General features: G+C 68.5%; 12 protein-coding genes. 9 read left to right on the top strand and 3 right to left on the bottom strand.

From position 1 onward, the window contains the following. The first annotated feature begins 147 nt into the window (after window positions 1-147). From NP511_RS04470 to NP511_RS04495, 6 genes are all read left to right on the top strand, one after another. Window positions 148-1,998 carry a type II/IV secretion system ATPase subunit gene (locus NP511_RS04470; RefSeq protein WP_049964589.1) on the top strand — a complete coding sequence of 617 codons (1,851 nt, stop codon included), beginning with the start codon at window positions 148-150 and terminating at the stop codon, window positions 1,996-1,998. Beyond that, the gene (locus NP511_RS04475; RefSeq protein WP_049964590.1) at window positions 1,995-4,061 is read left to right on the top strand and encodes a type II secretion system F family protein; all 2,067 of its coding nucleotides are present in this window, start codon (window positions 1,995-1,997) and stop codon (window positions 4,059-4,061) included. Before NP511_RS04470 ends, NP511_RS04475 begins: the two co-directional genes overlap by 4 nt. A 186-nt stretch (window positions 4,062-4,247) precedes the next feature. Then, window positions 4,248-4,721 (top strand): 30S ribosomal protein S15, encoded by a 474-nt coding sequence (locus NP511_RS04480; protein ID WP_006649149.1) that lies wholly within the window; start codon window positions 4,248-4,250, stop codon window positions 4,719-4,721. A 6-nt stretch (window positions 4,722-4,727) separates the two neighbouring features. Then, the gene (locus NP511_RS04485; RefSeq protein ID WP_049964591.1) at window positions 4,728-5,942 is read left to right on the top strand and encodes a hypothetical protein; all 1,215 of its coding nucleotides are present in this window, start codon (window positions 4,728-4,730) and stop codon (window positions 5,940-5,942) included. Further along, window positions 5,939-6,229, top strand: coding sequence for a KEOPS complex subunit Pcc1 (locus NP511_RS04490; protein WP_049905626.1), 291 nt, complete (start codon window positions 5,939-5,941; stop codon window positions 6,227-6,229). The genes NP511_RS04485 and NP511_RS04490 overlap by 4 nt, the downstream gene beginning before the upstream one ends. Beyond that, on the top strand, window positions 6,222-6,842 hold the full coding sequence (locus NP511_RS04495; RefSeq protein WP_006181949.1) for a 30S ribosomal protein S3ae: 621 nt from the start codon (window positions 6,222-6,224) through the stop codon (window positions 6,840-6,842). Before NP511_RS04490 ends, NP511_RS04495 begins: the two co-directional genes overlap by 8 nt. Window positions 6,843-7,015: 173 nt before the next feature. Here the strand turns inward: NP511_RS04495 and NP511_RS04500 are convergent, their stop codons facing one another. Together NP511_RS04500 and NP511_RS04505 are read right to left on the bottom strand one after the other, a co-directional pair. Further along, window positions 7,016-7,321 (bottom strand): putative quinol monooxygenase, encoded by a 306-nt coding sequence (locus NP511_RS04500; RefSeq protein WP_049964592.1) that lies wholly within the window; start codon window positions 7,319-7,321, stop codon window positions 7,016-7,018. A 77-nt stretch (window positions 7,322-7,398) separates the two neighbouring features. Next, a complete protein-coding gene (locus NP511_RS04505) occupies window positions 7,399-7,836 on the bottom strand; it encodes a cupredoxin domain-containing protein (RefSeq protein ID WP_006181951.1) in 438 nt (145 codons plus the stop codon). Between the two features lie 137 nt (window positions 7,837-7,973). Here NP511_RS04505 and NP511_RS04510 point away from each other — a divergent pair, with 137 nt between their 5' ends. Continuing rightward, window positions 7,974-8,699: a protein sorting system archaetidylserine synthase gene (locus NP511_RS04510; protein ID WP_049964593.1), complete on the top strand. Its 726-nt coding sequence runs from the start codon at window positions 7,974-7,976 to the stop codon at window positions 8,697-8,699. Window positions 8,700-8,765: 66 nt separating this feature from the next. Then, window positions 8,766-10,109, top strand: coding sequence for a HEAT repeat domain-containing protein (locus tag NP511_RS04515; protein WP_049964594.1), 1,344 nt, complete (start codon window positions 8,766-8,768; stop codon window positions 10,107-10,109). A 59-nt stretch (window positions 10,110-10,168) separates the two neighbouring features. Here NP511_RS04515 and NP511_RS04520 read toward each other — a convergent pair whose 3' ends face one another. Further along, a complete protein-coding gene (locus NP511_RS04520; protein WP_049964595.1) occupies window positions 10,169-10,465 on the bottom strand; it encodes a hypothetical protein in 297 nt (98 codons plus the stop codon). A gap of 210 nt (window positions 10,466-10,675) precedes the next feature. On the opposite strand from NP511_RS04520, the gene NP511_RS04525 reads away from it, so the two are divergent. After that, window positions 10,676-12,505 (top strand): phospholipase D-like domain-containing protein, encoded by a 1,830-nt coding sequence (locus NP511_RS04525; protein WP_049964596.1) that lies wholly within the window; start codon window positions 10,676-10,678, stop codon window positions 12,503-12,505. Window positions 12,506-12,511 lie beyond the last annotated feature (6 nt).

A 12,511-nucleotide genomic window follows, 5' to 3' on the forward strand; every position in this document is an offset into this window, starting at 1 on the left:
CACGGTATGAACGTAACGCACAGCAACCCGTTCATACGACGGGGTCGACGCACGTCGCCTCGCCGTCGCACGCGCTACGTCGATCGGTAATCGAAACGGCCGCCTCATTTATGCCGGTCGCGTCCGGACTGTCACGGAGCCCTGATCATGGACCAGCGGGACACGACTCCTCGAGCCGACGACGAGCCGGCGGTCGCGGGCGCGACCGATAGCGCAGCCGACGGGGCCGTCGAGGAGATCACGGAGCCGGCCGCGGGCGGCGACGCCGAGGACTCAACGATCGAGACCGCGCGGCGGGTCGTCCGACGGGTCGTCGAGACGCTCCGTGGGACGACCGTCGACGTCGGCGACTACGAGCCGGACACGCACGGGCCGCTCGTCGAACTCGACGACCCCGGTGACCTCGAGGTGATCGAACGCTACTGGGTCGACGCCCCCTTCTCGTACGTCACGATCGGCTACGATCACGAGGCCAACGAACACCGCTACCGGCCCGTCGAACCGCGGCTGCGCGATGACGAAGCGGTGCTGCTCGAGACGCTGTTCGAGGACGTCCGCGATCCGCTCCTGTATCGCGCCGAGGACGGCGACGACGTCGAATCCCTGCTCCGGGAGACGGTCCGCGAGTACCTCGAGCGCTACGGTGCCGCGGTCGACACCACGACGTTCTATCGCCTGTTTTACTACCTCTACCGGGATTTCCGGGGTTACGGCCGGCTCGCGCCGATCATGCACGACCCCCACGTCGAGGACGTCTCCTGTGACGGCTACGAGCTGCCGATCTTCGTCTATCACGACGAGTACACCGACATCGAGACCGACGTCTCGTTCGAGGCGGACGCGCTCGATCGGTTCGTCGTTGGACTCGCCCAACACTCGGGGCGACACATCTCGATCGGCGATCCGATGGTCGAGACGACCCTGCCGGACGGCTCGCGGGCCGAACTCGCGCTCGGCGAGGAGGTCACTCCCCGCGGCTCGGCCTTTACCATCCGCAAGTACGCCGACGAGCCGTTTACCCCGATCGACCTGCTCGAGTACGGAACCTTCGGCGTCGAACAGTTGGCCTACCTCTGGCTGGCGATCGAACACAACAAGAGTCTGATCTTCGCGGGCGGGACCGCCTCGGGGAAGACGACGAGCATGAACGCCGTCTCGATGTTCGTCCCGCCCCGGTCGAAGGTGGTGACGATCGAGGACACCCGCGAACTGCAGCTCTCTCACGATAACTGGCTCTCCGCGATCACCCGCGAGCGGGTCCACGAGGGGACCGACGTGACGATGTACGATCTGCTGCGATCGGCGCTGCGTCACCGCCCGGAGTACATCGTCGTCGGCGAGGTCCGCGGCGAGGAGGCGATGACGCTCTTCCAAGCCATGAACACCGGCCACACGACCTACTCGACGATGCACGCCGACTCGGTCCAGACGGCGATCAACCGCCTCGAGAGCGAGCCGATCAACGTTCCCCGATCGATGGTCCAGAGTCTCGATATCCTCTCGGTCCAGACCCTGACCCGGGCCGGCGACGGGCGCGTGCGCCGCAACAAGGTCCTCGCCGAGATCGAGGGCGTCGACCAGCGTACTGGCGAACTCGACTACTCGACGGCCTACCGCTGGGACAGCGAAAGCGACAGCTTTCGGAGCGCCAATAGCCGCGTCCTCTCGGAGATCCGCGACGAGCGTGGCTGGAGCCAGACGGAGTTGCTCACCGAACTCGAGAACCGCAAGCAGTTCCTCGAGTACCTCCGCGAGAACGGGATCAGCGACTACCGGCGGTTCACCGCCATGGTCAACGAGTACTACAGCGACACGGCGAGTGTCCTCGAGCGGATCGGGGTCGAGAGCCGGCTCGAGGCCGAAGACGGGGCCGACGAGGGGTACGGGGACGAGAACCGAACCGGAGGCGAGGACGGGCTCGCGGACGAGAGTATTCCGGCCGCCGACTCCGACGCTGCGGACTCGAGCGGGGGACCGGACGTCCCTCGGGACCGATGAGACTGGTACCCCTCCTCCCGCTGGCGCTCGCCCTGGCGTGTCTCGTCCCGATCGCGGCGGCGAGATACGTCGCCCGGGTCGATCGCGTTCTCGCCCGGATCGCGAACCGCTGCTTCGGGTCCCACGTCGATCTGTTTCGCGGCGAGCGACCGGACCGGCGGGCGGCCCTGCAGGCCGCCCAGCTCCCGACGACCGATCGCGAGTACGGGGCGACGACGCTGCTGTACGCCGCGATCGCTACCGTCGTCGGTGCCGTCCTCGGGATCTACGCCGGCTGGGGACTGCTGTCGCTGCTCGCGATCGATCCCGAGACCATCCGGGCGGCGGTCCCGGGCCCCCTCGCGTTCCTCGCGGGGCTGGCCGGCATCCCGTCGCTGTCCGCGATCGAACTCGCCGCGCTCTTGCTCGGCTCGGCGGTGACCGTCGGGGCCGTCGCCGGCGCGGGGACCTACTGGTTTCGGTGGTGGTATCCGGGCTACCTCGCGGACGGCCGTGCCCGCCGAATCGAGGCAAGTCTCCCCGCGGCCGTCGCCTTCCTCTATGCCCTCTCGAAGAGCGGGATGGCCGTCCCCGACGCGGTCCGGGTCCTCGCCGACCAGGAGGACACCTACGGCGAGGTCGCCGCCGAGTTCTCGGTCGCGGTCAGGGAGATGGACACGTTCGGCACCGACGTCATCACCGCCCTCGAGACGATGGGGCGGCGCTCGCCGAGCCCCCAGTTCCGGGAGTTTACCGAGAACCTCGTCGGCGTCCTCCGGAGCGGACAGCCCCTCTCGACGTTCCTCGAGCGCCAGTATCGAGACTACCGAGAGGAGGCCGAGTCCCAGCAAGAGAGCGCACTCGGGCTGCTCGCGACGCTTGCCGAAGCCTACGTCACGGTGCTGGTCGCCGGGCCGCTCTTTCTGATCACCATCCTCGTGGTCATCGGGATCGCCGCGGGCGAGACGTTCGGCCAGTTGCAGCTCCTCGTCTACCTGTTCCTGCCGCTTGCAAACCTCGGGTTCGTCGTTTACCTGAGTACGGTAACCGACGACCTCACGCCGGGCCGTGACGCCAGCGGAGGTGAACAGACCCTCGATCCCCCCTCGGTCGACGCCGTCCCGACCGAACGCGCTCCCGATCTGCCGGGGGCGCGACCGCATCCCAACGTCGAGCGCGTTCGGTACTACCGGCGGCTCCGCGGCCTTCGTGAGCGGCTCGGGCAGCCACTCCGAACGCTCGTCGGACGGCCGTCGCTGACGTTCGTGATTACCGTTCCCCTTGTCCTCACGGCGTTCGTCGGTCGCCACTCGCCCCTCGCGGGCGAGATCACAGTGACCGCGGTCGACGACACCATCGCGGTCGGGGCGCTGTTCGCGATCGGCGTCTTCGCGGTCGCCGAGGAGGTCCGGCGTCGCCGGCTCTCGGCGATCGAGGCCGCGGTGCCGGACCTGCTCGATCGACTCGCCAGCGCCAACGAGGCCGGCTCCTCGATCGTCTCGGCGATCGACCGCGTCCGGGACTCCGAACTCGGGCCGCTCGGCGACGAACTCGACCGCGTCTGGGCCGACGTCGAGTGGGGTGCGGACCTTCAGACCGCGCTCCGCCGGTTCGAAGGTCGCGTCGGCACCCGGTCGGTCTCCCGGGTCGTGACGCTGCTGACCGAATCGATGGCGGCCAGCGGCAACCTCGGAACGACGCTCCGTATCGCCGCACGCGGGGCCGCCGCCGACCGCCGACTCGAGCGCGAGCGCAGACAGGCAATGATCGAGTACGTGGTCGTCGTCTACGTCTCCTTTCTGGTCTTTCTGTTTATCATCGGCGTGCTGTCGGGCTATCTCCTGCCGAACCTCCCGGCCGAGGGGGCGGAACTCGCCTCGGGGACCGGCACGACCGAACTGGGCGGCCTCTCGGAGGGCGACGCCGACGCCTACGCGACGTTGTTTTACCACGCGACGCTGGTGCAGGGACTGCTGTCGGGCCTGATCGCCGGCCAGTTGAGTACCGGCGACGTCAGCGCCGGCGCGAAACACGCCGCGATCATGCTCGCACTTGCCATCGGACTCTTCACGGTCGTCCTGTAGGGCGCTGACCGGCGATGAGAAACCCTTTAGTCCTCGACGGCGGAAGCGGTAGTGGGAAGCGCACGGCCGCAAATCCGACTCCGTCGCCCGCTCTTTGGGGCGGCTTGGGATTGCGGAAGTGCAGACGAGAGCAGTACTGCCAACGGCAGTACAACGCAGCGGTCAGTGCGATTCCTATCCTCAACAATGGCACGAATGCACACCCGCCGACGCGGCTCGTCCGGTTCGGACAAGCCCTCGGCAGACGAACCACCGGAGTGGAGCGACGTCGACCCCGAAGAGATCGAATCGCGGGTCGTCGAACTGGCAGAACAGGGTCACGACCCCAGCCAGATCGGGATGAAACTGCGTGACGAGGGCGTCACCGGCACCCCGATCCCGGACGTCAAGCTGGCGACCGGGAAGAAAATAACCGAGATCCTCGAGGAGAACGACGCGCGAGCGGACATCCCCGAGGACCTCTGGAACCTGATGGAGCGTGCGGTGCGCCTGCGCGAACACGTCCAGCAGAACCAGCAGGACCACCAGAACAAACGCGCTCTGCAGAACACCGAAGCGAAGGTCCGTCGCCTGGCCGACTACTACCGCGGCGACGAACTCGAGCCGGACTTCACGTACACGCCCGAACTCGCGAAGGAACTCATCGGAGACGCCGAGTAACGCCACATGGCAACCGAGGGTCGATCCGCACCGTCGTCGTCCGCCACGACCGCGCTCGAGAGCGCCGGCTTCGTCCGGCTGATCGCGCGGGCCGACGGCGACGCCATCGCCGCCAGCGCCCTCCTCGCGAGGGCGCTTGCCGACCGTGATACGCCGTATCAGATCACCGTCGGCCGGACGATCGCCGAGCGGGCACGGCGCATGCGCGCGCCGACCGCCGACGGCGACGCCACGGTCGTCGTCGGTACCGCCGACGCGACCACCGACGAACCGATCCGGCTGCCGGCGACCGACCGACCCGCGGTACTCGAGGCCGTCGATCTCGTTCGCGACCTCGGCGCGACGCCGGACCCGGTCCTCGCACTGGCCGGCGTCGTCGCCGCCGGCGGCGACCCCGGCGCGGGCGAAAGCGAGTGGCTCCTCGAGAGCGCACTCGAGCGCGGCCTCGTCGACCGCCGACCCGGCGTCGCCGTGCCGACCGCCGACCCGGTCGACGGGCTCGCCCACTCGACGCGGCTTCACGCGCCGTGGTCCGGCGACCCCGAGGCGACGCGCGAGGCGCTCGCCGATGTCGCCGTCGATCCCGATGCGCTCGAGGCGGACGATCGCCGCGCGATCGGATCGTTGGTCGCGCTCGATACCGTCGGCGCCGACACGGCGACCGACGCCGCCGCCGAGGCGGTCGGCCGGGCGCTCCGGCCCTATGCCACACCCGAGGCCGCCGTCGCGACGCTCGGCGGCTTCGCCGACGTCCTCGCGGCACTGGCCCGGACCGAGCCTGGCACCGCAACGGCGCTCGCGCTCGGCCACGACGTCCGCGAACGGGCGCTCGAGGGCTGGCGCGATCACGGCCGCCGCGCCCACGCGGCGCTTGCCGACGCCTCGATCGACCGCTACGACGGGCTGGTCGTCGTCGACGTCGACGACGCCCCCGTCGAGACGGTCGCGCGGCTCGCGGTCGACTACCGGTCGCCGGAGCCGGCCGCCCTCGCACTCGGCGAGGACGAGGCGGCGATCGCGACCCGCGACGCCGACGCCCTCGGCGCGGCGCTCGAGGCGATCGCGCGGGACCTCGCGGATGCGGTCCCGGCGACCGACGCGGCGGAGCCCGACGCCGATGGCGGCGTCGAGTACGACGTCGGCCATCGCCGCGGCTACCTGCGCTTCGACCCCGGACTCGAGGACGAGACGATCGTCACGACAGCGAGGGAACTGCTATGAGCCGACGAGCGACGATCCGGACGACCCACGACGACGCAGCGCTGGTCGCACGGGCGCTCGAGCCGGACAACACCGACGAGATGGCGACGACGGTCGACGACGGCACGGTCGTCACGCGGATCGACCGCGGGACGACGAGCGGCCTGCAGTCGACGGTCGACGACTACGTCGTCAACCTCGCCGTCGCGATCGACGTCGCGTCGACGACACGAACCGAACAGGACGACCGACCGACGGACACGGGACCTGTGTCCGACCACGACACCGATACAACACACAATGAGTGAACGATCAGTTTCACGCGCGAAACAGGAGAAGCGGTGGTACACCGTCCTGGCACCCGAACAGTTCGACCGCCAGGAACTCGGCGAAACCCCCGCTGACGAACCGGAGAAAGTCTACGACCGAACCATCGAAACAACGCTTGGCGACCTCAACAACAACGCCAGCGAGAACAACACGAAGCTGACCTTCAAGATCACGGACGTCGGCAGCGACTCGGCCTACACCGAGTTCGTCGAGCACTCGCTGACGCGGGACTACCTGCGTTCGCTCGTCCGCCGCGGAGCCTCCAAGATCGAGGCCTACGTCACCGTCCTCACGACGGACGACTACCGCGTCCAGATCCAGCCCGTCGCCTTCACGACGAAGAAGGCCGACGCGAGCCAGGAGAAGGCCATCCGCGAACAGATGGTCGAGATGATCGAGGAGGCCGCCGAGGAGCGCTCCTTCGAGGAACTCGTCGACAGCGTCGTCGAGGGTCGTCTCTCCTCCGCCATCTACGGCGAGGCCAAGACGATCTACCCGCTGCGACGCGTCGAGATCCAGAAGACCACCCTCGAGGCCCACCCCGAGGAAGTCGCCGAAGAGGAAGCGACCGCGGTCGACGTCGAGGACTGACCGCGATCGGCGCGGCTCGTCATCGCTCGCCCGACCGAAATTTCGTATTTTGACGACGACCTGACCCGTGAGCCACCGCTCTCCTCGATCGGCTGAACCGCCGTCGTCACCGGTAGGACGCGCCGCCGCTTCGCTCGAGGTGGTCGCCGATCGCTCGAGCGAATCGCTGGCCGCTACAGTTCGACGTCCTCGGCCGAGTCGACGTCGAACCGGGTGACCTCGGGCTCGCCGGCGAGCAGTTCCGGCAGCGTGGCCTCGAACTCCTGGTAGTGGTCGCTCCGGGCGTGTGCGCCGACGGCCGCTTCGTCCTCGTAGCGCTCGAAGAAGCGGACGACGTTCGGCTCGGCGATATCGGTCGTGGCTCGGTAGTCGAGGATGCCGTCTTCGGCCTGCGATTCGTCGACGAGGTCCGCGATCAGATCGAGGGCTTCCTCGCGGCGGTCGGGATCGATCGGGAAACTCGCGTGGATAACGATCATGCCGGGCACACGGTGCGGGCGAGGCGTGATAAAGGTAGGCACACGGGCAAGGCGGGACCCCGTTTTCGGTCCGCGGCTCACTCGGTGACGACGATTTCGCCGAGCATCTCCGCTCGCTCGTGGGGAATACAGACGTAATCGTAGGTGCCGGGGACCTCGAAGGTGTGTTCGAACGTCTCGCGGGAGGAGAGGCGACCGCCCTGGTCCTCGTGCCAGGCCTCGTAGGCCGTCGCCTGGTCCTCGAACCCGCCGGTGGCGAAGTAGTCGGCCCCGTCGGGGATGCTCGACTCGAAGGCGGTCACGGTGTGATAGGCCTCGCTCGTGTTCTTCCAGACGACCGTCTCGCCGACGGAGACCTCGTAGGATTCGGGCCGGAACTCGGTCCGAGTCATGCCGATATGACAGTCCTCGCCGGTACAGGAATCGTCGTCGAACACGCTGAGCGCGGACGAACAGCCGGCCAGTCCGACAGCGGTGGCAGTGCCGACGGTAGCGAGATAGGCGCGCCGGTTCATACGGGCGCTTAGGGGACTCCCGGTATAATCACCCCGGTTCGATTCCCGGTCCGTAGGAGTAGCCTCCGCCCCGACTCGAGGACGGCCGACCCGTGGAAACGAAAACACGTAAGGGAACGCCCCGCCGACTCGGCGATATGCTCCCCCGGTTCGTCGGTCGACTCGGTGTCGCCGACACGGTGACGATCGCGAACGCCGCCCTGGGTTTCGTCGCCGTCGTCGTCGCGGCCGTCGACATCGAGCTGGCCGCCCGACTGATCCTCCTGGCGGCGATCGCGGACGGGCTCGACGGCATCCTCGCGCGCCGCTACGGCGGCACCGAGGCCGGGCCGTACCTCGACTCGCTCGCCGACGTCGCCTCCTTCGCCCTCGCCCCCGCGGTCCTCTCCTTTACCGTCGTCACGGACGGCCTCGCGGTCGATTTCGATACGGTCACGCCGGAACTGCTCGCGGTGGCCGGCGTCTGTGCGCTGTTCGTCGCCATGGCCGTCACCCGGCTCGGGATGTACACCGCCTACGACATCTCCGGGAGCTACACGGAGGGCGTTCAGACGACACTGGCTGCGACCGTGCTGGGTGCGGCGATCCTCGCCGGCGAAACCCAGCCGTGGCTCGTCCTCGGCGTCACCGGCGCGTTCTGTTACCTGATGGTCTCCCGGATCCAGTACCCCGACCTGCTCGCCCGCGACGCCGGCATCATGGGGATCGTCCACGCACTCGCGATCCTCGTCCCCGACTTCGCCGGCCGGACGTTCCCCTACGCCCTCCTGACGCTCGGGTTGGCCTACATGACACTCAGCCCCTGGTTCTACTGGGGCGACGCCGAACGCACCGGCGAGGTCGACGTGCATGGAAACGCTTAGGGCCGTCCTGATACGACCGTAGGATATGTACACCGTCACGCGTCGGCGTCGTCCCGAGGTGGAACCATGAGCGAGGACGAGGCAACTGACGACGCGGCCGAAGCGGGGGCAGACGAGCAAGAACCCGTAGACCTCGAGGCGATCCGGGAGCGCCTCGACGGACTCGCCGCCGACCTCGAGGCCCTCGAGTCGAGCCTCGAGTCGGCCGAGACCGAAGACGATCTAGACGTCGTCGAGGCCGACCTCGAGTCGTTCCGGGCGGAACTCGAGAGCGTCGAGGTGCCGGAGCCGCCGGAAACCGACGACGAGGACGAGGAAGACGAGGAGCCGGCCCCGGAAGAGGAACTCCAGGAGCAGTACGACGAGATCGAGAGCGATCTCTCGGATCTCGAGTCCGACCTCGAGGACCAGCGCGGCCCCTACGGCGAGGACGTGGTGAGCGAGATCGAGGGCGTCAGCGGGACGATCACGGGCACCCGCTGGACCGAGGAGGGCAACGCCGAGCTGATCGAAGCCGTCGATGGCTTCCTCGACGAACTGAACGGCTTGCTCGAGAGTTCGGTCACGCTGGTCAACGAGGGCGAGGACGTCTCCGAACAGCTCGATGCGACCCTCGACGACGCGGCCGACGCCGTCGCGGACGCCGGCCTCGACGCCGACGACGACGCCGAGACGATCGCCGGCCTGCTCACGGCCACCGACGATCTCGAGGGCGACGTCGACGATGCGACGGAGTGGACCGACCTCGAGATCCGCGAACAGTTGCGCCGCGAGGGCTACTACGACGTCCTCGATCACGTCAAGGACTTCCCGCCGGAGTGGCACGCGCTCAAGGTCCACGAGAAGCAGGGCAACGTCGACATGATCCTGCTTGCCCTCGAGACCTTCGACTCCGATTTCATGGAAGAACACTGCATGGAGTCGCTCGAGCGCATGGGATCACGCGCGGAACCGGCCACCGACGCAATGCTGCAGAAGGCCAACCGCCGCGATAAGGCCGCCATGCGCATCCTCGGGAAGATCGGCGTCGCCGACGAGGAGGTCGTCGAGACGCTGGTCGACTACGTCGACTCCAATCCGAACCTCCAGCAACCCGCCTTCCGCGCCCTCGGCGAGATCGGTGCCGAAGACGCCGTCGAACCGATCGCCCAGCAACTCGTCGCCGAGGAAGCCGACGTCCGCAGCTGGGCCGCCCGCGCGCTCGGCCTGATCGGCGACACCCGTGCCATCGAGCCGCTCGCGGACGTCCTCGAAGACGACGAGGCCGATCGCGTCCGAGCCAGCGCCGCGTGGGCGCTCAACCGCATCGGCACGCAGGAGGCCCTCGAGATCGTCGCCGACTACGACGACGACCGCGCCTACCTCGTCCAGGCCGAGGCCGAGAACGCCGACCTCGAGCCCGCGGCCTGACGCGGCGTCGACGGACGACCCTCTCCCCGTTCCGAACGACTCGTCCCGGAAATCGACGGCTAGTCGTCCGGCCGCTCGGGCTGTAACTGCCGGACGAGGTTCAAATGCATCAGGTGGAGGTGCATCCCGATCCCGTACAAGATGGTGCCCAGCCCGACGAACGTCAGCGGCATGAGTATCGATTCGACCGCCTGTGAGGGGCTGTCGAGGTTCGCTGGAAGCACGACACCGACGGCCAACAGAAACGCGCTCAGAATGATGAGCAATCCGACGCGGACTGCTCGGGAGTACGTCCCGATCCGTTGCAGTCGCTCTTCGATCTCCGCTCGAGAGGGTGGAGCCGTCTCGCGAGCCATGGTGTATGAGTGTCGTACTGGTCCTTCAACGCCACACCTGCATCGGAATCGGCACCCGCTCGACGGACAGCGGTCGAACGTGACTGTATTCCTCGTCGTGTCGGCCACGGGAGTCGCCTCCCACACAGACCGTCGCACGGTTCGTGCTGCGGGCCGAGCCGATTGCACCGTTCCGACAGTTTAAGTACGAACGACCGGCCAGACGGAGCGATGGATACCCGACGGGCCGCCCTCGTCGCCGCGTTCGTCTGTCCCCTCGTCGTCGGCGCCGCGATGCTCGCGGCCGTTCCCGCTACGAACGGGGCAGCGATCGACGGCGCGTCCGTCGCTCGAGCGACCACGCTCCCGGCCGCGAACGTGACGTCGCTCGCCTGCCCGCCTCGAGCGGGCGAGACGAACACCTCCGGCGCCGACACGGCGGACGAACCGCGAATCGCCGGCCTCTACCCGAATCCGACCACCGACGAGAACGTCGGCGAGTTCGTCGCCCTCGAGACGCCGCCCGACACCCGACTCGGGAACCTGACGCTGACCGACGGCCACACGACGGCCCGGCTCCCGAACGAGACGGTGTCCGGCCGGATCGCCCTCTCGATGGCACCCGACGTGACGGCGACGCTGACCGACGTTCCCGTCCGAGAACTCGAGGGCCGGCTTCGACTCGCGGCCGACGGCGACGCCCTCCGGCTCCGAAACGCGACGGCGACCGTCGACTCGGTCTCCTACGACCGGGCACCGACCGCCGAGCAATGGTATCGAACGACATCGACCGACGGCGAGGCGAACCGTGGGAACGACGGCCGGTGGTGGCCCCGCGACGCCACCTGTCTCCCCGTCTCGACGGCCGCCGTCGACGACGCCACGGCATTCGTCCTCCCCGACGGTCCCGGGGTCCCGCGGGAGACGATTCGAACCGCCGAGGATCGGCTCCTGCTGGCCGGCTACACCGTCACCTCCGAGGCGATCGCCGCCGACCTCGTGGCGGCGGCCGACCGCGGCGTCGAGGTCGCGGTCCTCCTCGAGGCGAGTCCGGTCGGGGGAACGCCCGCGGCGACCGAGGGCGTCCTCGAGACGCTCGCGGACGGCGGCGTCGAGGTGCGCGTCATCGGCGGCGAGGACTCGCGATACCGGTACCACCACCCCAAGTACGCCGTCGCCGACGATCGCCTGCTGGTCACCACCGAGAACTGGAAGCCGTCCGGTGTCGGCGGCGAGAGCAATCGCGGCTGGGGTATTCGCCTCGAGTCCGAACCCCTCGCGGCCGACCTCGCGACCGTCTTCCACGCGGACTTCGCGGGCCGGGACACGACCGTGGGCGCGGCCTATCGCAGGAACACGACGTTTACCGACGACGGGCCGGTCTACTCCTCGTCCGCTCCCGAGTATCCCACGACCCACGAGCCGACTCCGGTGCCCGTCGAGTCGGCCGAACTCCTGCTCGCACCGGACAACGCCGACGCCCGGCTGACGGCGATGCTCGAGAACGCCAACGAGGAGATCCTCGTCCTCCAGCCGTCGATCGCCGACGACGTCTCGCTGCTCGAGGCCACGCTCGAGGCCGCCCGCCGTGGGGTCGAGGTCCGTATCCTGGTCGGCTCGGCGCGGTACAACGCCGCGGAGAACGAGGCGCTGGCAGCGGATCTCGAGCAGATCGCCGACCGCGAGAACCTGCCGCTCGAGGTTCGACTCGTCGGTGACACGGACCGCTTCGAGAAGATACACGCGAAAGGGATCGTGATCGACGGCGAGACGGCGGTCGTCGGCAGCGCCAACTGGAATTCGAACTCGCTCGAGAACAACCGGGAGGTGTTAGTGGCGCTTCACGGCGAGGCGGTCGCCGACTACTACGCGACCGTCTTCGAGTCGGATTGGGCGGGTGACTCGTGGTCGTTCCCGATCGGTGCCGGCGTCGCGGTCGCGGTTGCACTTGCTGTCGCCGCGGTCGTCGGCCGGCGCTATGTCAGGTTCGGGGACGAGTCGGCCGTGGAGAACGAGTCGGCCGTGGACCCGGTCACGCCGGACGCGAACGACGAGGACTGAGCCGGC

Origin of the sequence: Natrinema thermotolerans (genome assembly GCF_031165565.1) — an archaeon.
In the GTDB taxonomy this organism is placed as follows: domain Archaea; phylum Halobacteriota; class Halobacteria; order Halobacteriales; family Natrialbaceae; genus Natrinema; species Natrinema thermotolerans.

Coding starts and splice junctions, on each gene's coding strand:
- NP511_RS04470 (WP_049964589.1), top strand. CDS start 148: ATGGACCAGCGGGACACGACTCCTCGAGCCGACGACGAGCCGGCGGTC.
- NP511_RS04500 (WP_049964592.1), bottom strand. CDS start 7,321: ATGATCGTTATCCACGCGAGTTTCCCGATCGATCCCGACCGCCGCGAG.
- NP511_RS04510 (WP_049964593.1), top strand. CDS start 7,974: ATGCTCCCCCGGTTCGTCGGTCGACTCGGTGTCGCCGACACGGTGACG.
- NP511_RS04525 (WP_049964596.1), top strand. CDS start 10,676: ATGGATACCCGACGGGCCGCCCTCGTCGCCGCGTTCGTCTGTCCCCTC.
- NP511_RS04495 (WP_006181949.1), top strand. CDS start 6,222: ATGAGTGAACGATCAGTTTCACGCGCGAAACAGGAGAAGCGGTGGTAC.
- NP511_RS04485 (WP_049964591.1), top strand. CDS start 4,728: ATGGCAACCGAGGGTCGATCCGCACCGTCGTCGTCCGCCACGACCGCG.
- NP511_RS04480 (WP_006649149.1), top strand. CDS start 4,248: ATGGCACGAATGCACACCCGCCGACGCGGCTCGTCCGGTTCGGACAAG.
- NP511_RS04490 (WP_049905626.1), top strand. CDS start 5,939: ATGAGCCGACGAGCGACGATCCGGACGACCCACGACGACGCAGCGCTG.
- NP511_RS04475 (WP_049964590.1), top strand. CDS start 1,995: ATGAGACTGGTACCCCTCCTCCCGCTGGCGCTCGCCCTGGCGTGTCTC.
- NP511_RS04505 (WP_006181951.1), bottom strand. CDS start 7,836: ATGAACCGGCGCGCCTATCTCGCTACCGTCGGCACTGCCACCGCTGTC.
- NP511_RS04520 (WP_049964595.1), bottom strand. CDS start 10,465: ATGGCTCGCGAGACGGCTCCACCCTCTCGAGCGGAGATCGAAGAGCGA.
- NP511_RS04515 (WP_049964594.1), top strand. CDS start 8,766: ATGAGCGAGGACGAGGCAACTGACGACGCGGCCGAAGCGGGGGCAGAC.